The organism is Rubritalea squalenifaciens DSM 18772 (genome assembly GCF_900141815.1).
Classification (GTDB): domain Bacteria; phylum Verrucomicrobiota; class Verrucomicrobiia; order Verrucomicrobiales; family Akkermansiaceae; genus Rubritalea; species Rubritalea squalenifaciens.
The window spans coordinates 242,469-266,141 of sequence record NZ_FQYR01000004.1 but is presented as its reverse complement, the minus strand read 5'-3'; the positions used below and the strand labels follow the sequence as shown (position 1 = coordinate 266,141).

The following is a 23,673-nucleotide window of genomic DNA, read 5'->3' as shown; positions in this document are numbered from 1 at the left end:
CTCACCTTTCTCCAAAAAAAACGGGTGATGCTTAGCAGTATCACCCGTTTGTAAGAATCTGTCAGTAAACCTAGTGACCCAGAAGCTCCTTGGCGACAGCAACTACATTGTCAGCAGTCATACCAAGCTCCTTCATCACCGTGTTACCTGGAGCCGAGATACCGAAGCGGTCGATACCAATCACGCGACCTTCGAAGCCTGTGAACTGGTGCCAGAGATCGGAAACACCGGCCTCAATGGCGATACGCTTGGAGCAGCAGCATGGAAGAACACTCTTCTTGTAATCAGCACTCTGACGGTTGAAGCGCTCGATACATGGCATGGACACCACACGAACACCTTCACCAAGCTGCTCAGCAGCCTCGATGATGTGACCAACTTCAGAACCGGATGCCATGAGGATGAGCTTAAGGTCGCCCTTCTCCTCACGGAGAACATAACCACCCTTGAGGGTACCTTCACGGCGAACTGAAGCAGGAGTCTCCACATTGGAGCGAACCTTCTGACGTGAGAAGATAAGAGCCGTAGGACCATCCACGCGCGCCATGGCAGCTGCATAGGAAGCGGCTACTTCTTCAGGATCTGCCGGACGAATCACATCAAGACCTGGAATCACGCGGAGACCGCTTACTGTTTCCACAGGTTGGTGAGTAGGGCCGTCTTCACCCACACCCACGGAATCGTGTGTGAAGATGTAGGTCACAGGAAGGCCAGCAAGTGCCGCGAGGCGGATAGATGGACGAAGGTAATCAGCAAATACCAGGAAAGTAGCACCACTTGCGCGGAAGATACCATCATAGGCGATACCGTTGCAGATCGCACCCATTGCGTGCTCACGAATGCCGAACCAGATGTTACGTCCACCAGGATCAGTAGCGGAGAAATCACCACCATCCTTGATGTAGTTCTTAGTGGAACCGAAAAGGTCAGCTGAACCGGTGAGAAGCTGAGGAACTTCCTGAGCCACTTTGTTGATGACTACACCACCGCTGTTACGAGTAGCGTCTGCATAATCAGCATCGAACTCAGGGATGCGGTCGAGAAGGTCGCTAGGAATGATATTGCCTACGCCGTTTGCAAGCTCTTCAGCAAGCTCTGGGTTAGCAGCACTCCAAGCTTCGAATGTCTTTTGCCACTCTTCGAACTGGGCGATTTGCTTTTCCTTCTGCTCTTTGAAGTAGGCATAAACTTCATCAGAAACATGGAATGTCTCAGCTGGAAGACCGAGGCCTTGGCGTGCCTCGACAGAGAATGCAGCACCGCCTTCACCGTGTGCCTTCTGGGAACCTTCAACCTGAGGAATGCCCTTACCAATAAGTGTCTTGGCAATGATGATCTTTGGTTTGCCGTTGTTGTTGCTCTTGGCATTTTCAACAGCACCATGAACTGCTGCAAGGTCGTGGCCATTGATCACTTCTGCATCCCAACCTTGGGAAGCGAAGTAAACTTCAGCCTTCTCACCCTGAGTGACGTTAGCCATAGCATCGAGAGTCACGTCGTTGCTATCGTAGATGAGGATCAGGTTATCGAGACCGTTGTGACCGGCATACTCGATCGCCTCGCGAGCCACACCTTCCTGGAGACAGCCGTCACCAGCAAGTGCAACTACGTGGTGGTCAAAGATGGTGTGCTCAGCAGTGTTGTACTTGGCAGCAGCACGCTTGCCAGACATCGCATAACCAACAGCATTGCCTACACCCTGACCAAGTGGACCAGTGGTCGCCTCGACACCAGGAGTCTCAAAGTTCTCTGGGTGACCTGGAGTCTTGCTGTGAAGCTGGCGGAAATTCTTAAGATCTTCCAAAGAAAGGTCGTAACCACTCATGTGCAACCATGTGTAGATGAACATGGAGCCATGACCTGCAGAGAGAATGAAGCGGTCACGGTTGAGCCACTTAGGAGCATCTGGGTTGAAGCTCAGGGACTGACCGAAAAGAACGGCGCCGATCTCGGCACATCCGAGTGGGAGGCCCAAATGGCCAGATGAACATGCATGGACAGCATCAATGGCCAGTCCGCGTGCTTGGTTCGCTGCTTGACTTAGAATTTCCTGATTCATAGATGGCGGAAGAGTCTACTAAGCAGCCGTGCCAGACAAGTAGCAATTGCGTTCACTTACAACACAACTTGCGACAACATTGACATATCAGGCCAGACAAGCCGCCTCAACGGGACAAATCTTCCTGATAAAACACTTTAAAGCCCGCACGTGTCAGCACCTCTCGCCCAAACAAGTGATCCTCAAGATGAAGTGCTAGTAGAGATTGCCGCTGAGGGTGAACCAACAGACCGTAGGCGAAATCTACATTTGTCTCAGCAGCCATCAAGGTGTCCAAGCAGCGCCCCAGGCCCTCACCCGTCTCTTTTAGGGCAACCACGACGAGTTCACTCGTAGTAAAGCTGATACCGCGCTCCATGAATAAGCAGGAAAGAGCCCCTGGATCAGTAGAAACCATCCTGACCATGGTAGCATCCTTGGAATCCTGAACACTCAGCCCAATGATCTCTATCTTGGCGTTCCTCACCATTCTGACCATGGAACCTAAAGACCCTGCACGGTTCTGCAACATCACCGTGTATTGCATCACAGGCTCCCCTTCTGGTTTTACGATAGCTTCATCCACCATATCAACACGAGATGTCTACACCAAGAACAAGCTCATAGTCAAACAGGTAAACAACTTTCTAACACCCAACCTCAGCTCTTGGACACAAAAAAACCGCATCAGGATCTGATGCGGTTAAAAAAATTGGCTTTATCCAATATCGTTTATCGAGTGTTGGAAACGGCGAGGATCACCTTGTCACCAGCTTGGATACGCACACCAGGAGCAAGACTCTCATAATCGATGTCTGCGATGATGCGGTTTGGCTCGATGGAGTTGATCTTGAGGCGACCAACGTGCTGAGCACCACGAACAACGATCAGCTTGGACTCTTCAGTGATGCTGGCGTTTGGATGAGGCTTGATGATCACAAAGCCCCAGCTGTTGTTGACAGCAGTGATGGTAGAAGAAGCCGCGTTACCACGAAGAGATGTGGTACGGTCGGAAGCACGGCGCTGAAGTTCACCGAGTGTTTCCTGATTCTTAGTCACCTGGTTAGTAAGGATCTCACTAGCAGCAGCAAGCTCTTGGTATTCTCTATCAAGCTTCTTGCGCTCATTTTCAAGCTTCTCTACGAACTCAGGTACCTTAGTGAGGTCGATATCAATACCGTCGAACTGCTTCTCGATTTCCTTCTTAGTCTTCTGGAAACCTTCAAGTCTTTCGTCAAGGCTAGCAATCTCGTTCTTAATCGTGCTGAGGGAACGGTTGATGTTAGTTACCTTGGATCCAAAGTTATCAGTTTCAGCTACCAAATCAGCCTTGGCTTTGTTGGCTTGATCAAGAAGCTCTTTCTCAGACTTGAGGTCATCCTTGGCTTTTTTGATGCTGACCTGAAGGTTGGCGTTTTTGGAGCTTACTTCTTTAGTCTGCTCCAGCTGCTCTTCTTGCTTACCAGCATTGCTGTATGAGAAATAACCAGCCGCACAGGAGATAACTATCGCAACTACGTATAGAATGGATTTCATGGTTTTGGGTCCTTTCGAATTTTTAAAGTTATCTGCGTTGATTAGTTATTAGCTTGAGTGGCTTCAGCAACTACACGGTCACCGGAACGAAGGCTGATGGATGGCTGAGAATCATCAACGATGATATCAGCAGCAGCTCTGTTTGGCTCGACTGTGGTTACTCTGAGTTTAGCAATCACTTCTCCATTACGGACTACATCAAGTGTAGACCCTGGAACAACTCCTTGGGAATCTCCGCCATTGAGAGTCACAAACCCCCAGTTACGATAGACAGAGCTAATAGTGGTGGAAAGATTTGGCTGGGACTTACCATCAGCGATGTTGCTGTTGACAGACTGCATTGCAGCAATCTGAGAATTGGTAGTTTCTTTCTGAGACTCGAGGGTGGCAATCTTGTCCTTCTCGTCTACGATGTCGCTTTTCAGCTGAGTGATCTTATTGGTGGTCGCCTTGATCTGTGGAACGAGAACTTCTGCATCAGGGAGATCCTTCATGATCTCTTCCTGGCTAGCCACTTCGGAAGCCTTGGACTTCTTCTGGTCTTCGAGAGAATCAAGCTGGCTCTGAAGAGCGTCTACTTTGCTTGCGAGTTCATCGCGTTGCTTTGCCTGTTCAGCATTTTCTGCCAATACCTTCTCCTTGCTGTCGATAGTATCGTTCAGATCGCTTTTGCGTCTTTCATACTCTTCGGAGCTGGTTTTGAGTTTTCTTTCAGCTGTTTGACGAGCTTCAATCTGAGCAGAATACTCAGTCTTATTCCTGAATCCGATCCAGAGGGAAAGGGCAAGAACAACGGCAGCTAGTGTTCCAAATAAGGTAGCCATGGTTTTTTAGTGTTGGGATGTGTAGGTTTTCGGTGTGATTAGCGAACACTAGCTATACCAAACCGCAGTCGACAACCCTAAAATTCATAGATTTCTCGCTTGTCTTTACATTCTCAATCTTTGGCTACACAGTCACGCCGCCCGATGAAGACCATCCGACGCATATTTTCCTACTACGGCCGATACCCGAAACTCGCAGTTGCTCAACTACTTTGTGCTATTCTCATGACCGTCATGCTCCCCGTTTTCTCGGAGATGTCTGGACGCATCTTCAAGAATGTCATCGAGTCTCACAAACAAGCTGAGCAAACCGAAAAAATAGCTCAGCGAGTAATTGAAACCCCTGTTGATGCCTCTGGCGAAGAAATCAGATCCCGCATTGCTGAAGATATCCGCTCTGAGTCTCCAGACACTCAGGCTAAGGAGTATAAAAAGAATAGCACCAGCGAACTCATCATCTATACACTGATCGCTCTGGCGGCCTTTTTCGGGAGAGACCTGTTCAACTGCCTGCGCATTCTCATCAATAATGTATTCGAGCAGAAAGCAATTTTTGACCTCCGCTCTGAACTCTACTCCAAACTCCAGCGACTGCCTCTGAAATGGTTCGATTCCAAGCGCACTGGTGACATCATGACCCGTGTAGCCGAAGACATCCCCGCCATGGAGAGACTTCTAATTGACGGCGTAGAGCAAGGACTGATTGCCATCTTACAAATTGTTGGCATCTCGGCCTTCCTCATCTGGAAGGACCCCATACTCGGCTTTACAGCACTGGCACCCATTCCCTTCCTGGCCATCGGTGCCTGGATTTACACCAAGAACGCACGTGAACGCTATCGTGACCTCAAGCGCTTCACTGGTGACATGAACGCCCTGCTCAGCGACAACATCTCCGGCGTACGCCAGATCAAATCCTATGCCGCGGAGGAGGACGAACATAAGCGCTTCAACAAGCTCTCCAACAAAGTTCGCCAGGCAACCCTCAAGGTCATGAAGTACTGGGCTGTCTATTCCCCCACCATGTCTTTCGTCAACTCATGCGGCTACGTACTCGTCCTTGGAGTCGGCGGGTACCGCATCATTACCGACCCGGCGGTGGGCACCGAGATCTATCTCTATTTCTTCACCATCATGTGGGCCCTTTATGAACCAATCGGACGTCTCCATGGCCTCAACCAAATGGCTCTCTCATCAAAAGCGGCTGCCGAGCGCGTATTTGAGATCCTCGATACTGATGATGAGCTCCATGCCGATGAAGGAAAGATGCTTCCACAACCTCTTAACGGAGAAGTCATCTTCAAGAACGTCAACTTCTCCTATGAGGACGAGCCTACCCTGCATGACATCACTTTTACCGCCAAGCCGGGTCAAACTATCGCTCTGGTTGGCTCCACTGGTGCTGGAAAATCGACCTTGGTTAACCTTCTTACCCGTTTCTATGAGTATGATGACGGCTCCATCACCATCGATGGCCGCGAATTAAACACCCTCAACAAACCGTCCCTGCGCTCCTCTATTGCCTACGTAACCCAGGACTCTTTCCTCTTCAACGGCACCGTCCGTGAAAATCTTATCCTCGGCAAACGCGATGCCACAGATGAAGAGCTCTGGCGTGCGCTGGATGCAGCTAACGCCTCCCCATTCGTCAAAGAACTACCAGAACTACTCGATACCAACGTCGGCGAACGTGGCGTAAAACTCTCCGGTGGAGAAAAGCAACGCCTCTCGATTGCACGCGCCCTGCTCAAAAACCAGCCCATCCTGATTCTGGATGAGGCCACTGCCTCTGTAGACTCCAAGACTGAAAAGCTCATTCAGGATGCACTGGATAACCTCATGCACACACGCACCGCCTTCGTCATCGCACACCGCCTCTCCACCATCCAGAACGCGGATGTCATCCACGTACTCGACCGAGGCCACATCATCGAATCCGGCACGCACGCCGAGTTGCTGGCGAAAAATGGCAAATATGCCGCACTTTCGAAACAGGCATTCCTCAACGATACGAGCACAGACTAAGTACGCAGCCTGATTAATGCTTTCCCATCAGCTCCTGATAGGCTTAAACATGCCCAGGGAGCACTTCCTACTTTTTACGAATAGACTAACTAGATACATCCCATGCTCGACATACGAGAAATCCGCGACAACGCCGAAGAGATCAAAGAACGCCTTGCCACACGCGGAGGCGATGCACACACGCTTATCGACGAGGTCCTCTCCTGCGACGAATCCCGCCGCAGCATTGAGACCGAGAAGCAGCAGCTTCAGTCCCAGCGCAACAGTGCATCCAAAGAGATCGGCGCATTGATGGGACAAGGTAAAAAGGAGGAAGCCGAAGCTGCCAAGGCAGCCGTGAAAGAAATCGGCGAGAGAATCAAGGAACTCGACGCTGAGAGTGACACCCTTACCAGCCGTCAGGAAGAACTCCTGATGAGCATCCCTAACGTGCCTCATACAGCCTGCCCAGTCGGCGAAGACGAAACCGCCAACCCGGAAGTACGCGTCTGGGGAGAAAAGCCTGAAATCGCCGATCCCAAAGACCACGTCGCCCTTGCAGAGCAGCATGGACTGATCGATTTCGAGGCCGCCTCAAAGGTTTCAGGATCTGGTTTTGCCGTTTACAAAGGCACCGGCGCTAGAATTGAACGTGCACTGATCAATTTCTTGCTCAATCTCCAGACGACCGAACATGGCTACACTGAAGTCAATGTTCCGCATATCATCCGCCGCTACTGCATGGAAGGTACTGGCCAGCTGCCAAAATTCGAAGACGACATGTACGGCTTCGAAGAAGGCGCCATGTTCCTGGCACCTACCGCCGAGGTTCCTGTAACCAACCTTCTTCGCGAGACCATTCTCACTGAAGACGAGCTTCCTATCAAAATGACTGCGCATACACCATGCTTCCGCCGCGAAGCCGGCAGCGCAGGCCGTGATAACCGCGGCATCATCCGTATGCACCAGTTCGACAAGGTCGAGCTCGTTCAAGTGGTACATCCAGACAAATCTTTCGAGGTGCTCGAAGAGCTCACCGCACACGCCGAAACTGCTCTCCAGCGTCTCGGCCTGCACTATCGCACTATTGAGCTCTGCACTGGCGATATCGGATTCTCCTCAACCAAGACTTACGACATCGAAGTGTGGGCACCCGGCCAAGGCAAGTATCTTGAAGTCTCCTCATGCTCAAACTTCGGCGACTATCAGGCACGCCGCATGAAGCTCCGCTTCAAGGATGCCGATGGCAAGAACCAGTTCTGCCACACCCTCAACGGTTCCGGCACAGCTCTCCCACGCCTCTATGTAGCCCTGCTTGAGCAAAACCAGAATCCTGACGGATCCATCAACATCCCCGCCGCCCTGGTCCCATACATGGGCATGGAGAAGATTGGCTAACATCATAGTTAATCCTATAAACTTTAAAGCCGCAGCAACCACTGCGGCTTTTTCATTCTCTGGCTTGCGGTGCTTGACCACTACGCTAGAGTGCCTGAAACGTGAAACCGTCCACCCGCAAAGAATTATTACCCACACCATCCCGCCTCTTCCAATGGTATGAGGAGGGAAAAATCACCCGTGCCCAGTGGGTTGCTGCGATGCACCTCCACCTCGCAGATCTACTCGAGGAGATCGACTACGATGACAAGCATCCTGCTATCGCCAAGATGGACACGGTCACCAGCAAGCGTGCTGCCAAAAAACTCCTTAAGGACACGACCGAACCACAACTGCGCGAGGTCTTCCTCGCTCTGGCTGAGCTGGACGACTTCCCCCCTTCCAACTATCTGTGGAATGCCAGTCAGTGGGATATTCCGCTTCACTGCTTTGTAAGGCAACGCCGTGAGCCAGTGTTCAAGATTCACGAACTCCGCATCACTCGCGAGATGGCCCGGCTGCGCGTTGAACACGGTTCTGCTAACAAGAAAGAAGCCACCCACGAGATTATCACCCTTCGCCGTGACTACATGGGCAAACTCATCCTGGAAACCAGGACCCCAGTTTAGTACTCGAGTGCTATTGCCAGCGGACCGTTCTCAATGACCCTCCGGCACCTAGCGCCCGGATGGCCTCCTCTAGCTTTTGCTGTAATAGGGCGTTCCCATAGAAAGGCCCCGCCCCCCACCCTCCGGTAGTGTGGGTCTCTATCAGGACAGGCTCCCCTCCAATCATCACAAACGAGGGGTTACCACTATCTCCGGAAACCAAGCGCTTCCCAAAGCCGATCTGCTTTTTCTCATCAAAGATGAAACGAATATTCGTGCCACGCACTGACGCCACCTCATGCACAAAGAGACGGCGGTTCTGATCGGTCACGATCACCAATTCCCCTAGCAAGCTCTCTTCCAACTTAGGCTCTGCCACCAAGAGAGGATATACCTTATAGCTTGCTGGCACTGGCTCATTCAGAAGCCCTATGGCGACATCACCATTGACATCTAGCGACTTGGCAATGGTGCGCTGACACCACCGCCCTCTTCGATCATGAAATACCACGGGCTCTCCTACAGACCTTTTATAATGACGCGCCATCACAACATGCTGTCTGGTTACCAAAGTGCATGTTCGCTTGTCATTGAACGAGATGCCGGATGCGTCAAACTTTCTCGTCCAACTCTTCTTTAAGGCCGACTTACCCTTGGGATCATATTTTTCATAGATGTTAGGACTATCCCACGCCACTGGCATATCCCGCACCCGTGCGTGTTTATCCACATTCGACAAAGCACTTTGATCCGGCGTTAGAGTTGAAGAGCAAGAAACCGCTAACATCATCAAAGCCGCTGTAAACGCGTATTTCCACATGAGGCTTGAGCATCTCACGTTAGAAAATCAGTTCAACCACTCTTTTTCACATTGGCTTCATCAAGACTTCACACATCTCTGAGAGTCTTTTCATGAAAGCCAATGAGCCAGATATCCATTACCAACATACGTAGCTTCATTCCGGCGTTGTGCCGTGGCGACCATCTACTACTAACCCGGTGGCTCACCAAAACACCTCGCCAGATGCTCAGCTCCACCATTCCTTTGGTTATTCTGGGGTGTAGCTCCTATGGCATCAGTATGGGGCTCTGGCAGGGATGGGAAATGGCCGCCTATGTGGCCATCAAGCTGCCGCTATTGATTTTTTTCACCCTCATCGTAAATGGACTCATTAATGGGTTTCTGGCACAAGTGTTAGACAGCGGAGTCAGTATGCGCCAATCGCTTCAGTTCCTCCTTAGCGGCTTCGCCTGCATGGCCATCATTTTGGGATCCTTGTCCCCTATCACCATAGGAATGGCATTGCAGGCACCAGAACCAGAAGCCCCCAATGCCCAGCAGTACCATTCCATCATACTTCTCACGCATGTGTGCCTGATCGCCTATGCCGGTATCGTCTCCCACCTCTCGCTACTAGCCTTCTTGAGACACTTCGCCACCTCCACTCGGGCAGCGACCACCACCTTCATCGCCTGGATAGCTGGCAATCTTTTTGTAGGCGCCCAGATTTCCTGGATCCTCCGCCCCTTCTTCGGTTCACCGGGACTCGAAGTCGCTTTTCTCAGGGACGATCCATTGCAAGGCACCTTCTATGAGACGGTCTGGAGAGCCGCTCAGAACCTGATTTTCTAAACAACCAAATCCACATCATGAACGAAGACAATGATAAGCCCGAGCAGGAAAATACTGAGCAAGAAACTCCTGCCACCCCACCCCCATTAGAGCATGCACAGCCTGGGTTCAGCTATGCCCAGCCTCAGCCGGAACCTCCGGTGGAGCCCGGCAAACCGATCCAAGAATACCTTAATTTCTCCAGCCTGCTGAGCCATCTTCTAAAAAGGCCCATGGATGTGCTCGCCACCATGGAATCAAAGAAAGCTGTCCCCTGGGCACCGCTTCTCACACTGGCGTTCTGCTGCCTGCTCATCTTTGGACTCGTCATCGGCACCTTCAGTGCAGGCACCCAACTCTGGGCGGCCCCACTCAAGATCATGGGAGGTGTAGCCTTCAGTGCTATCATCTGCCTGCCCAGCCTCTATATCTTCTCCTGCTTGGCGGGTATCGAATCCCGCTTCCAGACCATCAGTGGCCTTCTAGCTAGTGCGATCTCCCTGATTGCCCTGCTCCTGGTGGGCTTTGCTCCCGTCATCTGGCTCTTCTCCACTTCAAGCGATTCTCTACCCTTCTTTGGGTTCCTCTGTCTGGCCCTTTGGTTGATCTGTCTGGGCTTTGGGTTTCGCTTCATCAGCAATGCCGCGAAGATCCTAGGCGCCAAGAACGGATTCCATCTCAAGGTCTGGTGTACGGTCTTCCTCCTCGTGACTTTGCAGATGCCCGTCACCCTGCGCCCCATCATCGGCCAGTCAGACGAACATAAACTCCTTAACCTCGAAGAGAAGAAATTCTTCCTCACCCACTGGGGAGAGCAAATCACCGGCGACTTCGACCGCCCAGAGCACTCATCTCGCAATATCAAATACAACGACTCCGACAACCCCCTGCAAAGATAGACAAGATATCTAAATTAATTCCCTCCCCATGTGTGTGTTAACCTCTTCCTCTCTAGCAGGGGGAGAGGCCTTTACTTACTTACAATGAATCGCCTCCACAATTTCCCCGAAACGATCTCTAAAGAATAGTATCGACTTACATTAGCCAGCCACTTACAATTTACAACTCACTGGTAATAGGAAACATAAGCTCGTTTTGTTTTTTTTGCAAAAAAAAGTGAATTAACTCTACCGCTCGTGCATCCTATATTGTGAACAGCGATTATACATTGTGATTACATTTTTTTAGAAAGAAATCTCAATTTGTAACGTTGTTTTACTAGGAAGTGTCGTTTACGCGATTAACTGACTGGACATCTGCCTAAAACTTAGACAGAATATAGACCATTAAACTAGACATTAAGAACCATGGCAAAATTCGATACAGACAACTCTCTTCGCATCTACTTGCGTGAGATTTCGAAAACCGAGCTACTTACCCCTCAGGAGGAGGTGGAGCTAGCTGAGCGCATCAAGCGCGGTGACAAGAAAGCTCGTGCACACATGATCAAGGCGAACCTTCGTCTCGTCGTGAAAATTGCCCAGGACTACTCAAATTACGGTCTCCCACTTAACGATTTGATTTCCGAGGGCAACATCGGCCTGATGAAAGCCGTAGAACGCTTCGATCCCGAAAAAGGCGGTAAGCTTAGTACTTACGCGGCTTGGTGGATCAAGCAGTCTATTAAACGCGCCCTCGCCAACCAGAGTAAAACCATCCGTCTCCCGGTCCACATGGTGGACAAGATCGCCCGCATGAGGCGTATCTCAAACATCCTGACCGAGGAACTAGGACGCGAACCAACAGATTCCGAACTGGCAGAAGAGCTCGGTATTCCACGTAAGAAGCTAGCCATGCTCAAGCAGGCAGCTCAGCGACCAGCCTCTCTGGATGCTCCAGTCCACGAAGGTGAAACCAGCGACTTCGGTGAAATCATCGGGGATGAAAGAGCTGTAGACCCAGCCTTGGCCCTCCAGAGCAAGAATATGCATTCCCAGCTCGATGGCCTGCTCGATGTACTCGACGAGCGCGAGCAAAGAATCATTGATGCCCGCTTTGGCCTTGGTGGTCAAAAACCGATGACTTTGGAGGAAGTTGGCCTCGAATTTGGGGTCACTCGCGAAAGAATTCGTCAATTACAAAATGTTGCGCTTGCCAAGATGCGTAAAAGTTTGCGAAAAAAAGAACAGCCACTGCCAAAACCTCTTTCGGGAGGTCTTGCGGAGGCTTCATAATAACAATCCAAAGCGATTGGGATCGTAGGTGTGAGAGCGGCAGATTCATTTCTGCCGCTCTTTTTCTTTGGCCCGTTTTGCAAATCATTTCAGCAAGGCGAAATGTTTTCGCGATCCATGATGACAAAACATAACTGCTTGAGGTAATATGCACCCTGCTACCGTTATGCAAAATTTCCATTCGTTTCGCTACCTTCGAGGGCTCGCCTCCCTACTTGTCCTTTTCGCACTGGGATCATGCACCGGCGTGGGCCCCCTGCCTTGCCATCACCGTCATACTGGTCACAACGCTTTAGTCGGCCAACCCACTGAGCAATTAATGCGTGATGCGAACCACTATTACCAAAAACTCAGATACTCCAAATCCAGCAACACCATCTCCAAGTACAACGAAACTTGCGAGGCCCTGCTGCTCCAAGATTCCTGCAGAGACAAAAACCTGACTAGCCTGCCACCGGAGATCGGCACTTGGCTCGAATCGAAAACAAACGGCTACATCACCCCATCCTATTTCGACGCCATCTTTCCAGCCACACAGGTCTTCACTGAAAAATTCTATGAAGATCACTACCGCAAAGGCGGAGTTGGCGTCCCTTTGGTAGGCTGGAAGAAAAACGGCAAAGGAAAACCCAATCCACCCGACTTCATGGCTCCATCAGGAAGAGCCTTCAATCTGACTGCCATTCTCTCGTTTGAGAACGGCAAACCTCTGTGGAAACTCTATCAGGCGAAGCACACGGAATCCGTCACCATCGGCCAGACCTCACACACCCTGTCCGGTGACTTCACCGCAGCTGACGCGATTTTCTGGGACCGAAGCATCCTGAAGAAAAACATCCTAGAGGGCCTCATCCTACCCGACAGGATCTTTGGTGAGACCGGCCTCTATATGGATGCCCCATATGACCCGACCAAAATCCCGGTCCTCTGCGTGCACGGACTTAAATCCAGCCCAGACGCCTTCATGTTCATGGTGAACGACCTGCGCCAGGACCAACTCATCCGCCAGCACTACCAATTCGTCTACTTCTATTACCCCACCGGAGCACCATGGATGTATACCGCCGCGACCTTCCGGGACAAAGTGCGTGAACTTGAGAACTATGCGCGCGCCATGGGAGGAATAGACAACTTCAACCAAATGGTCATCCTCTCACACTCCATGGGGGGACTTATATCCCGAGCCTCCACTTGCGTGAGCCCGAAACCCTTCTACGACGCCGTCTATGACAGGGAAATCCACCAACTACGAGGCTCTCAACGCAATCGCAATCTCGTTAAAAGACTTCTCTACTACGAGACGCTAAAAGCCCCTAAAAGAATCGTCTTCATGGCCACCCCTCACAAAGGGTCGAGCCTGGCCGACTGGAGAGTAGTCAACTTATTCTCCAGACTAATCCAACTCCCCACCGAACTCTCCTATTCAGTGATCAACGCCGCCTTAGACACTGGAGCTAACTTTGTGGAAGGCAACATCGATAACTTCAACATTCCCACCAGCCTGGATCAATTATCGCCAAACAACAGAATGATCCTTGCCGTTCCCAAGCTGGAGTTCCCTCTAACCATGAAGATTCACTCCATTATCGGAGCCCGCAAAGGCAATCCAAAAAGCGACGGTGTTGTAGAGTACTGGTCTTCACACCTGCCCCCTAGACAAACCGAGTCCGAGCTGATCATCAACTCGGACCACAGCGTGCCCTTCAAAAAGGAAGCTATTCAGGAAGTCAACAGAATCCTCCACCTACACCTGAGGGAAGCAGGCAAGAACTAGATCAGTCGTTGGCAATCTGCTCAGACTTCTTTGCTAGCTCAAAGGCATCCTTCTGCGTCACTGGGGTACCCAGCAGCACACCGACAAGAATTCCTCCGCGAGAAGTAGCCGCAGGAATCAACTGCAAATGGCATCCACCGGAAACCCTCAAACGAATCGAACCTTCTTCCGGCTTTTCAGCCATTGCCGCAGAAGCAATGACCAGGTTCTGCCAGGCACCGTTATCCATTCTACTGAGTAGCACATCGCCATCGCGGTCGACTACACAGACACCCGTCGCCTTTGTTTCTTCTCGAATCCATTGTTCGAGCTTCTCAAGGGCCCCATGTGCCTCCACCTGCTGTTTGTGATTATCCTCAACAGGCACCTGCACTTCAGGAGAAGCTTCCACCTTGACCGCTGGCTTCTTCTCCCGAGAAAGCATACCGGAAGTACTGGCCAGCTTACTAGCCTCCGCAAGGGACTTCTCCGCGGATAGACGAATAACATCCTTGGCTCCGCCTTGCTTCTGAGCACTGACGGTAACCGCCTGGGTGTGATCCGCCTCCCAATCGCCTTCTTGCTCTACGTCAGCCATCAGGCTTTCCGCGATACGCTTGACCTCTTCTGGATCAACCCATGAATTGATAGAATCCATACTATTCTCCCACTACTACTTTGTCCTCCTGCGTCAGGCCGAGCTTGTCCTCGATCTCACAGCGGATCTGATTAAAACGATCTAAAATATCTGCAGCTCCCTGCAGCACCCCTACGGGCACTCCCTTGGCGCTGGCCTTCAAGAAGAGAACATCCCTTGAGACATCATTCTTGAAAACCAAGCCTTCCGGCAAAAGGTGACGTAAACCACTGACGGCATCGGTACTCTCTTCTACGTCCTGCTGCACCATCGTCAGTAGAACACCGAGAATCTTCAGCTTGGCGTTGTATTTGCGTAGCCTAGACAACTCCTCAAGCATCTTTGGCACAGAACGGATACCCAGTGGCTCAGCCTGCTGAGGCACCATCACCGCATTAGAACAAACCAAGACATCCTTGGTAACCCCGAAGAGGCCTGCTGCGGTATCCATGATACAAATATCATATCCGGCTTCCTCCACCTGGTTCAAAAAGCGCTTCACCTGAGAGTAGCTGCTGGTGACATTACCAGAACCAGCCTCATACCCTCCACTGTGTCCAGCTGGAATCATGGACAGAGTTTCCATCCGGGTAGGCACAATCAAGCTACGCACAGAGCGGCTTGGGTCATCCAGGAAATCAAAAAAACCTGAAAGCTTGCGTGACTGGCGGGTCAGGGAGAGACCTACGGAACCCTGTGGATCAGCATCCACGAGCAGGACCTTTCGGCCCGCCCGAGCAAAGGCAAATGCCAAATTGATCGAGACGGTCGTTTTCCCAACTCCTCCTTTTTGACTGGAAATGGCGATGGTTATCATCTGGTTGGTATCTTCACACACCTCTCGGTGCAGTAGTGTTAAAAAATCTGGTTATAGGAGTAATTTCACTCCTTCGAATCCTCGCAGAAACTAATCACGCGAACCACTGATTAAAAAGGATTTTTTACCAGCCTCTGACAGTTCTCTGACTTATCTCCCCACCAAGGAAGCCACAATACCCTGCAAGCCCCATAAAACCTTACTTTGGGACTCACAATCCACTTGACCAGCCCCCCATCAGGCTAAATAGTCGCTAGCAACATCGGGGCATTCTGCCTTTTTCCCCTGATAATGGTTCCCAAATCCTGACGTAAGACAGGTATGGCACCCGCCATCTATCGCAATGAATTTCAATCTTCAGCAAGTTTCACAAATCAATGTTTTCCAAACTCTTCGGTGGTTGGTTCTCGAATGACATCGGGATCGACCTCGGCACCGCAAACACCCTTGTAAATGTAAAAGACCACGGCATTGTCCTCAGAGAGCCCTCAGTAGTCGCCGTTAAGGCTGGCACCAACGTCGTTCTCGCCGTCGGTGACGATGCCAAGCGCATGCTTGGGCGTACCCCAGGAGACATCGTGGCTATTCGTCCACTCAAAGACGGGGTAATCGCCGACTTCGAGGTCACCGAGGCGATGCTTCGCCACTTTATCCGCAAGGCGAACAACAAGCGCCGCTCCAACCCTCGCGTGGTGATCGCCATTCCATCCGGCATCACTGAGGTAGAGCGCCGCGCCGTACGAGAGTCCGCTGAGCAAGCAGGCGCTCGCGAAGTCTTTTTGATCGAAGAGCCTATGGCAGCCGCCATTGGTGTAGGACTCCCTGTGCAAGATGCCTCCGGCAACATGGTGGTTGATATCGGTGGTGGTACTACCGAGGTGGCCCTTATCTCCCTCGCAGGTATCGTCTACTCCCGCTCGGTCCGTACTGCTGGAGACGAACTAGACGAGGCCATTATTTCCTACATGAAGCGCGCCTACAACCTCATGATCGGTGAACGCACCGCTGAGGAAATCAAGATCCGCCTGGGCTCAGCTGTACCTCTACCTAAAGAGCTCACCATGGAAGTAAAAGGCCGTGACCTCGTCGCAGGCCTGCCGAAGACCATGAAAATCTCCTCAGAGGAGATCCGTGAAGCCATGGCAGACCCTCTCTCCACCATCGTCGATGCCGTTCGCACCACACTGGAGCGCTGCCCCCCCGAACTTGCAGCAGACCTCGTAGACCGAGGCCTTGTGCTAGCAGGCGGTGGAGCCCTCCTCAAAGGCCTTGATAAACGCCTCAAACAGGAGACTGGCCTCCCCGTCCACGTCGCTGATGATCCACTCAGCGCCGTAGCCGAAGGCACCGGAAAAGCACTGCAGGAAATTAATTTCCTTCGCCGCGTGACCAACATGGACTAGTCTCGCGCACTACCAATTTCTTTGATGGAGCAATCCATCTCTACTGCAGCGTATGAAGCCACTTAATCTCATCACCCTTCTACTATTCCTGGCAGGCGCCGCTTGGGCGCTCACCAGGAGTGAGGAAGGCGTGCGCCAGATTCAGAGAGGCTACTACGCCACTATCGGCCCCTTCTTGAAAAGCGGAGCGGAACTGGAAACCAAAGCTCGGGAATTCACCAAAGAAGTCGAGCATTCCGAAGCCCTTAACGCCAAACTTGAACAAGCCGAGGCAGAACTCGTGAAACTTCGCACCGAAGTCTCACACCTACGTCAGCTGGAAGACGAAAATATCCAGCTTCGTGCTGCGCTGCGTTTCCAGCAGCGCTCACCTTTCAGCGTCACCGCTGCAAAAATCATCCGCCGCAAACCCGCGACCTGGTGGCAAACCATCACCATCGACCGGGGTCAAAAGCACAATGTAGGAGTCCAACTCCCAGTGCTTGCTGCAGAAGGACTCGTCGGTAAGGTAGACCGACCAGACGACGAGACTTCCACCGTGATTTTGCTGACCGACGAGAAGTGCCAAGTTTCAGCCCGAATCGAAGGCACTCAGGAGGTCGGCATCCTCAGTGGACAACGCGCCCAATACGGAAGTACACCCGTATTGCGCCTGCGCTACTTGTCCAAAGAGGCGAAGATCAAGCCCGGCGCTAAAGTCGTTACGACTGGCCGAGGTGGACTCTTCCCTGCCAATATTGAACTGGGAACCGTGACCTCATTTGAGGCTGGCTCGTTCGATGCGGAGGCACAGGTGAAACCGGCAGTAGACTTTGCGGCGCTAGAAACCGTATTCGTCTTAACCGGCCACCAATAACTTGTGATCAGATACCACCTCAGCATCCTGTTCCTCGTCTTGGCTGCCTGCATCTTGCAGCAGTTCCTGCCGGCCATTACCGCGCTATATGATGCGCGCATCCTTTTACTGCCACTCGTTTTTCTCTGCTGTGCCGTGACGGTCAGCTTCTCCCCAATGCTTGTGCTGGCATTCATTTGCGGCTTCCTCTGGGACGCCCAAAACTCCCTGGGCCCACACGGCGGAGACCCGGAAATCTACAAAACCCCGGTAGACACCATCCATTTTGGTTATTCCATCATCCTTTACGGACTCATGGGGGTACTCATGCAGGGCATTCAACCCCTTTTCAGAAGAGGCATTTGGCAAGTATCTGCCATCCTCACTGGAATCGCGATCTTCCTCTACCTTTTAGCAGAATATCTGCTCATCAATTTCATCCGAGGGGAATTCATTTTCCCAGCCCGGGTCTTCTATCAGATCTGGATTACCGCAGCCCTCACGATGATCTGCTCCCCCTTTGTCTTCGCGCTCCTATTCAAACTAGCCAAGGCCTTCAATCATGTCATCAGCTATGACGGCCTGAAAAGGCGCTACTTCAAATCAGACCCTTACACGTTGGACATCTAACAAATTTTTGATCTAAGATATTTTTTCATGAAGCAACCACGTTACAGATACCGCCTCTACCTCCTCACCTTGTTGGTGCTGGTCGGCTGTGGCGTACTGCTAACAAAGCTCTATGAAGTTCAGATCGAGCGCCAGGAAGAGTTCCGGGAGCTAATGCCTGACAACTACGAAGTACGCATCCGCGAACCCGGCGTACGCGGTGAAATCACCGATAGGAATGGAGTCACCCTCGCCAAGAACCTCATCGATTATCAGGTCGTCTTCGACCTTGAGGAAATTCACCGCGACTACCTCGAGCACAGTAAATCTGAAAAGACCGAGGAAGAAGAGGACACGCCCGAGGAAAAAAAAGACATCGTGGCGATCATCAACGAGTGGGTTCGACCCAGACTCGCCGTCCATGGCCTGGACACAAGCTACAGCGCGCGTGCGCTCAGCGCCCACTACAAGACCCATGGAGGATTAGTCCCCTATGTCTTCCGTGACGATCTCACCTACGAACAATTTGCCCATTTCGCAGAACACAACCTGGAACTACCAGGTGTCTATGTACGTGTCGCGCCACGCCGAGTCTACCCGTTCGGAGCTCTAGGCTCCCATGTAGTCGGCTTCCTCAAGCAATGGGAAAAGGGAGATGTCCCTCCTGAGTTCAAACACTACATTGGCGACGCCAGAGGCATCGAAGGCATTGAAGCCACCCTGGACCAATATCTCAGAGGCAGCGAAGGCATTCGCACCATTCTCAAGGATGAAAAGGGGAAAACTCTACGTGATGTCGACTACATGAGACCAGGACCGGGCTCCGAAGTCGCTCTCACCATCGACGCACGTGTTCAGTACCTGACAGAGTCTGTACTCAGACGCGCAGGTCGCGCCGCCGCAGTCGTCATGGATCCCCGCACCGGAGAAGTACTGGCCATGGCCTCCGTGCCAGATTTCGACCCTAATGATTTTATTCCGGCAATCACGACAGAGAAGTACCAGAATTACCGATCAAACAAGGGAGCACCCTTCCTCAACCGTGCGATCAGCAACTTCCCTCCCGGCTCCACCTTTAAAATCCCTACAGCGATTGCCGGCTGCCTCAATGGCCAGCACGGTGCCTACTGCAACTGCATTGGTTATACTGCATACGGCAAAGCCAAGATCCGCTGCTGGAAGACATACGGCCACGGCAACCTCGGGCTGGCTGAAGCTATTCAGCGCTCCTGCAATCCATACTTCATGAAGATGGCCAACACCATGGGCCCTGAAAAAATGGTAGAAACCTTCCAAAACCTGGGACTCGGCAAAACCACCGGCATCCGACTCCCGAACGAATCTCCCGGGATCCTGCCCGGAAGTATCGAATGGCAACGCCGATTCAGGGATAAGAGCATGACTCCGGCCTTCACCGGCATGCTATCCATTGGCCAAGGTGATAGTGAAGCGACTCCTCTGCAGATGGCCAGCATCATCAGCGCGGTCGCCAATGGCGGAAGGTTTTACCAGCCACGCATCGTACGCAGCGTCACCCACCCTACACTCGGAGTCCAAATTGCTGACAGAGCCAAGCTCAAAGCAGATCTTCTCAAAGAAGGGCTCGACCCAACTCATCTGGAAACTATCAGGACTGGCATGCGACTCGCCGCCAACAAAGTAGGCGGAACAGCGCGACGAGCCTCTCTAGCAGACATCGTCATTGGCGCTAAAACAGGTACTGCACAGACTGTCGACTTGGGCATCAAAACTCACGTGGCCTGGACTGTCGCCTTTGCACCGTACGACTCACCACGCTACGTAGTCGTAGTCGCCGTAAAACGCGGATCAAGTGGCGGCGCCGTAGCAGGCCCTCTAGTCAAGCTCATCCTAACAGGACTCTTCGCACAAGAAGAAGGACACAAACTCCCCCTCGCAAAGCTTTCCCCCTACCAAGGCAACCTCGATATCATCGATGCCATTTCACTCCCAGATGACAACCAACTGGCAGCCACATTCTCTGACAACGGAGAAACTGGCGACGAAGCCTCTTCGATTGTCATCGTTAAACCAGAACCTGAAGTACCAGAAAATCTACCTAACCCCACAATCAAACCCGAAGTGGACCAGCGTGGATCCGTGATTCCACGAGCCATTCCCGTCCAAGAATAATTTCTAACAAAACAATCTACACAACTTAACTTATCAAACTACATGATCAGTCGTATTAAAAAAGCTTTAGGCTTTGGCGAGCCGGATCCGAATCAAGGCGTCACGCTCGTAATCAATGCTGAAAAGCTGGAACGTCGTGTCGCCCTCATCGAAAACGGAAGTCTAGAAGAATACAACGTCGAGCGAGAAGGTGATGCCAATATCGTTGGCGGCATTTTCAAAGGCACAGTCAAAAACATCGAACCCGGCCTCAAGGCCATGTTCGTAGACATCGGTATGGAGAAAAACGCCTTCCTCCACTTCTGGGATGCCATCCCTGCCGCCCTAGATAGCGGATTGGAAGAAATCCAGCGTGAAAACAAGCCAAAGAAGCAGCAGAAGAAAATCACCTCCAAGGATATTCCTAGCATCTACCCGATTGGATCCGAAATCATGATCCAGGTCTCCAAGGGACCAATCGGGAACAAAGGCCCACGCGTAACCACCAACATCTCTTTGGCCGGGCGCTATCTCGTCCTGATGCCGTTCTCCGAGCAGTTCGGTATTTCACGTAAGGTAGATGACCCGAAGGAGCGCCAACGCCTGCGCCGCATCATGCAGAAGCTTAAAGTTCCGGATGGAATGGGCATCATCATGCGTACCGTGGCTCAAGGACAACGTGCACGCCATTTCGTCCGCGACCTTGCCATGCTGCTTGAGCAATGGGCCGAGGTAGAACGTAAACGTGACTCCAAGCCCGCACCAGTCATCACCTTCCAGGAGCCTGGCCTCATTGAGCGCACTGCACGTGATTTCCTTACCGACGAAGTAGACCAAGTCATCTGTGACGACCTGGAGACCACAGAGTTCATGCGTGATGTTGCAGGCCGCATCTCACGCCGCGCCAAGAGACGCATCCACTACTTCCCTAGCCGTCAGTCCATCTTCAACAAGATCGGTGTACAGAAGCAAATTGACGAGGCCTTCCACCGTCAGGTCTGGCTGCCATGCGGCGGATATCTTGTCATCGACGAGACTGAAGCCCTCATCGCTGTAGACGTAAACACCGGCCGAAACAAAGGCGCCAAGGATGTCGACAAGATGATTCTCCAGACAAACATCGAAGCTGCTGAGGAAGTTGCCCGTCAACTCCGCCTCCGCAACATCGGTGGTCTCGTAGTAGTCGACTTCATCGACATGCGTCACAGACGTGACCAGCAGACCGTCTACCGCGCAATGAAAGAGCGCCTCAAGCGTGACAAAGCCAAGACTCAGGTCATGCAGATCTCGCCGATCGGCTTGATGGAAATGACACGTCAGCGCCTCAATGAATCACTGCGTGACACGATGTACGAGCCATGCCCGTACTGCCAAGGCCGCGGCCGCGTGAAAACTGTTTTCACAATGTCAGTTGAGATTCAGCGACAGCTGAATACAGTAATCCAGAGAAATCAGGACACGAACCTCGGCGACCTCGTCATCGTGGTGAACCCGGACGTCCTGAACCGCTTCAAGAAAGAGGACTCCAAAATCCTCATGGAACTGGAGCGCAGCCACAAGGGACGTCTCATCTTCCGCACAGACTCAGGCATGCACCGTGAGCGCTTCCTGATCATTGATGCGGCAACCGAGAAGACCATCTTCCAGACAGCATAGGTAAATAATGGATCCCGAAGTCATCGAAGTGGAGGTAGACGAAGTCGTCACCTCCACAGGCAAAACAAAGACCAAAAAGCAAGCCGCGCCAGAGCAGGAACAAGCTTCCATGCCGAAGATGAACCTGCGCACACGCATCACCCTGAAGATGCTGCAGCTTGCCGCTAACCCGAAAACAGCCCGCTTTTTCAAAAAGGCCTGGTGGCCGCTGTGGGCCATTGTCGGGGTCTTTGTGGTTGCCTTAGGCATTGTCTTCGGGATCGTATTTCTCATCTGGAAATTCCTTGTCGCTTTGGCACGCCCTTACATGGAACTCTTCAGCAGAAAGAGCTGATCTGAACCTATGAATAAGCAAACCCGCATCATACTCGTTCTCCTCTCCCTTCTCTGTGTCTTCACATCTTCTGTGAATGCGCAGGCTCTCCTTTCACCACCATTCGGCTTAAAGTGGGGAGACAACCCATCCAAACTTCTGGACTGGGCTGATCAGAGCGACCTGGACATCACGATCAACCTTCCCGGCAAGGAAAGAGACAAACGACACGTCGTCATCTCCAACCCCAACGCCGACACTCTGCCCGGGCATCAAGCTACCTCCATCGAGGCGCGCTATGAGAAAGGCATGCTCTACGAGGTAACACTTCACTATGCGGACCCGAAGCTGAACGTCATGCAAGCGAAGGCTAAGTTCCTCAACGCCAAGAAAGCCCTAACAGCGAGACACGGACCCTTCAAACTTAGCGCCAAAAGGCGAGACAACGATGATGGCTTCCTGACAGAATCCATCTCTTATCACATCGAGCCAGTATCCGGCCTATTCCTCATGCTGACCTATACCGAGATTACAGACACCATGCGTAAAAGCGGAAAATCACGCTTCTCGCTGATCTACCGCAACGACAACTTACTTAAGCACAAAAAGTAGCATCAACTCTGAGGCAGCAACCAGTCTGACCAAGGCCCTTCCCTCACCTGGTCCACTTCGACAAACTTCCAAGAGACTTGCTGCCCACTTTTTACTCCTAAGAAGTCTCTTACGGCTGGGCTGATATCGAGTCCGGCGTTTCCATTACGGTTTGGTTTGGGGCTCTTGCCCAAGAAAACGTAATTATAATCATCTGTGTAGAAGGGGCCACAGTCCTTCCACTGCGCATAGCAAACCTTCTTACCAAAATGGATCGCAATCCAGCGGTTGTGGCAAACTGACTGACCTGGCGCCTTGGCTGCACGCCAGAACCAACGGATCACTCGGGAAGCCTCTGGCTTGTGCCGCCCACCACCTCTGGCCACATCATTATAGGGCAAGGCAATATAGAATGGGTTCTGCCTTGGAACAAACCCCGCCGGAAAGTAACCATTCCTGCGATTCGGGTCGTCCACACCTCCAAAATTTCTTACCCAGTTTGGATCCCATGAGCTGGCATGGTTATGTACCGGATTGTTCTGGGAGGCATCCTCGCCTACCCAGAATATCGTCACCGGGATATTACGCCTCCAGCTATAATCAAAGGTCTCCCAGGCATTTGGACCCTCCAGCACAATTTTGACCTTTGGCGGAACACGGTAGGGATCGCGGATATCATCAAATGACTCACGTTGCCCCTCCAAATTATGCTGATGCTCGCTCTCCAGCTTATCCCAGAGCATGTTCGCATGCGCG

Annotated in this window: 22 protein-coding genes; 14 read left to right on the top strand and 8 right to left on the bottom strand. The window is 51.9% G+C overall.

Translation table 11 applies throughout. The features are described from left to right. Positions 1 to 70: 70 nt before the first annotated feature. From tkt to BUB27_RS11350, 4 genes are all read right to left on the bottom strand, one after another. Positions 71 to 2,059: a transketolase gene (gene tkt / locus BUB27_RS11365; protein WP_143183969.1), complete on the bottom strand. Its 1,989-nt coding sequence runs from the start codon at positions 2,057 to 2,059 to the stop codon at positions 71 to 73. A gap of 106 nt (positions 2,060 to 2,165) precedes the next feature. Continuing rightward, positions 2,166 to 2,627, bottom strand: a complete 462-nt coding sequence (locus BUB27_RS11360; RefSeq protein WP_143183968.1) for a hypothetical protein — start codon at positions 2,625 to 2,627, stop codon at positions 2,166 to 2,168. A gap of 143 nt (positions 2,628 to 2,770) precedes the next feature. Further along, positions 2,771 to 3,574: a hypothetical protein gene (locus BUB27_RS11355; protein WP_143183967.1), complete on the bottom strand. Its 804-nt coding sequence runs from the start codon at positions 3,572 to 3,574 to the stop codon at positions 2,771 to 2,773. A 41-nt stretch (positions 3,575 to 3,615) separates the two neighbouring features. Further along, positions 3,616 to 4,398, bottom strand: a complete 783-nt coding sequence (locus BUB27_RS11350; protein WP_143183966.1) for a hypothetical protein — start codon at positions 4,396 to 4,398, stop codon at positions 3,616 to 3,618. Positions 4,399 to 4,542: 144 nt separating this feature from the next. Here BUB27_RS11350 and BUB27_RS11345 point away from each other — a divergent pair, with 144 nt between their 5' ends. The 3 genes from BUB27_RS11345 (at position 4,543) to BUB27_RS11335 (ending at position 8,408) form a co-directional block, all read left to right on the top strand. Next, a complete protein-coding gene (locus BUB27_RS11345; protein ID WP_143184322.1) occupies positions 4,543 to 6,423 on the top strand; it encodes an ABC transporter ATP-binding protein in 1,881 nt (626 codons plus the stop codon). A 102-nt stretch (positions 6,424 to 6,525) separates the two neighbouring features. After that, positions 6,526 to 7,800: a serine--tRNA ligase gene (gene serS, locus BUB27_RS11340; protein ID WP_143183965.1), complete on the top strand. Its 1,275-nt coding sequence runs from the start codon at positions 6,526 to 6,528 to the stop codon at positions 7,798 to 7,800. A gap of 101 nt (positions 7,801 to 7,901) precedes the next feature. Continuing rightward, a complete protein-coding gene (locus BUB27_RS11335; RefSeq protein WP_143183964.1) occupies positions 7,902 to 8,408 on the top strand; it encodes a hypothetical protein in 507 nt (168 codons plus the stop codon). A gap of 10 nt (positions 8,409 to 8,418) precedes the next feature. Here BUB27_RS11335 and BUB27_RS11330 read toward each other — a convergent pair whose 3' ends face one another. Further along, positions 8,419 to 9,117: a hypothetical protein gene (locus tag BUB27_RS11330; RefSeq protein ID WP_143183963.1), complete on the bottom strand. Its 699-nt coding sequence runs from the start codon at positions 9,115 to 9,117 to the stop codon at positions 8,419 to 8,421. 192 nt (positions 9,118 to 9,309) lie between these two features. Between BUB27_RS11330 and BUB27_RS11325 the strand changes: the two genes are divergently transcribed. The 4 genes from BUB27_RS11325 to BUB27_RS11310 all read left to right on the top strand — a co-directional run bounded on the left by BUB27_RS11325 (position 9,310) and on the right by BUB27_RS11310 (position 13,947). Further along, positions 9,310 to 10,020, top strand: a complete 711-nt coding sequence (locus BUB27_RS11325) for a hypothetical protein (protein ID WP_143183962.1) — start codon at positions 9,310 to 9,312, stop codon at positions 10,018 to 10,020. A gap of 17 nt (positions 10,021 to 10,037) precedes the next feature. After that, positions 10,038 to 10,898: a Yip1 family protein gene (locus BUB27_RS11320; RefSeq protein ID WP_143183961.1), complete on the top strand. Its 861-nt coding sequence runs from the start codon at positions 10,038 to 10,040 to the stop codon at positions 10,896 to 10,898. 408 nt (positions 10,899 to 11,306) lie between these two features. Continuing rightward, positions 11,307 to 12,173, top strand: coding sequence for a sigma-70 family RNA polymerase sigma factor (locus BUB27_RS11315; protein WP_143183960.1), 867 nt, complete (start codon positions 11,307 to 11,309; stop codon positions 12,171 to 12,173). Between the two features lie 319 nt (positions 12,174 to 12,492). Continuing rightward, positions 12,493 to 13,947, top strand: a complete 1,455-nt coding sequence (locus tag BUB27_RS11310) for an esterase/lipase family protein (protein WP_143183959.1) — start codon at positions 12,493 to 12,495, stop codon at positions 13,945 to 13,947. Position 13,948: 1 nt separating this feature from the next. Here the strand turns inward: BUB27_RS11310 and BUB27_RS11305 are convergent, their stop codons facing one another. Both BUB27_RS11305 and BUB27_RS11300 read right to left on the bottom strand, forming a co-directional pair. Further along, positions 13,949 to 14,584, bottom strand: a complete 636-nt coding sequence (locus BUB27_RS11305) for a hypothetical protein (protein WP_143183958.1) — start codon at positions 14,582 to 14,584, stop codon at positions 13,949 to 13,951. Between the two features lies 1 nt (position 14,585). After that, entirely contained in the window at positions 14,586 to 15,380 is a 795-nt protein-coding gene (locus BUB27_RS11300) for a ParA family protein (RefSeq protein ID WP_143183957.1), read from the bottom strand. Between the two features lie 377 nt (positions 15,381 to 15,757). Here BUB27_RS11300 and BUB27_RS11295 point away from each other — a divergent pair, with 377 nt between their 5' ends. Genes BUB27_RS11295 through BUB27_RS11265 form a run of 7 tightly spaced genes read left to right on the top strand, consistent with a single transcriptional unit; the run spans position 15,758 to position 22,938 of the window. Beyond that, a complete protein-coding gene (locus BUB27_RS11295; protein ID WP_143183956.1) occupies positions 15,758 to 16,783 on the top strand; it encodes a rod shape-determining protein in 1,026 nt (341 codons plus the stop codon). Positions 16,784 to 16,835: 52 nt separating this feature from the next. After that, a complete protein-coding gene (gene mreC, locus BUB27_RS11290; protein ID WP_143183955.1) occupies positions 16,836 to 17,639 on the top strand; it encodes a rod shape-determining protein MreC in 804 nt (267 codons plus the stop codon). 3 nt (positions 17,640 to 17,642) lie between these two features. Beyond that, on the top strand, positions 17,643 to 18,248 hold the full coding sequence (locus BUB27_RS11285) for a hypothetical protein (RefSeq protein ID WP_143183954.1): 606 nt from the start codon (positions 17,643 to 17,645) through the stop codon (positions 18,246 to 18,248). A gap of 27 nt (positions 18,249 to 18,275) precedes the next feature. Then, a complete protein-coding gene (mrdA, locus tag BUB27_RS11280) occupies positions 18,276 to 20,378 on the top strand; it encodes a penicillin-binding protein 2 (protein ID WP_143183953.1) in 2,103 nt (700 codons plus the stop codon). A gap of 42 nt (positions 20,379 to 20,420) precedes the next feature. Next, a complete protein-coding gene (locus BUB27_RS11275; RefSeq protein WP_143183952.1) occupies positions 20,421 to 22,013 on the top strand; it encodes an Rne/Rng family ribonuclease in 1,593 nt (530 codons plus the stop codon). Between the two features lie 7 nt (positions 22,014 to 22,020). Further along, entirely contained in the window at positions 22,021 to 22,347 is a 327-nt protein-coding gene (locus BUB27_RS11270; protein WP_143183951.1) for a hypothetical protein, read from the top strand. Positions 22,348 to 22,356: 9 nt separating this feature from the next. Then, positions 22,357 to 22,938 (top strand): hypothetical protein, encoded by a 582-nt coding sequence (locus BUB27_RS11265; protein WP_143183950.1) that lies wholly within the window; start codon positions 22,357 to 22,359, stop codon positions 22,936 to 22,938. A 2-nt stretch (positions 22,939 to 22,940) separates the two neighbouring features. On the opposite strand, the gene BUB27_RS11260 is transcribed toward BUB27_RS11265, so the two are convergent. Further along, a complete protein-coding gene (locus BUB27_RS11260) occupies positions 22,941 to 23,660 on the bottom strand; it encodes a hypothetical protein (protein ID WP_159434923.1) in 720 nt (239 codons plus the stop codon). Between the last annotated feature and the right edge of the window lie 13 nt (positions 23,661 to 23,673).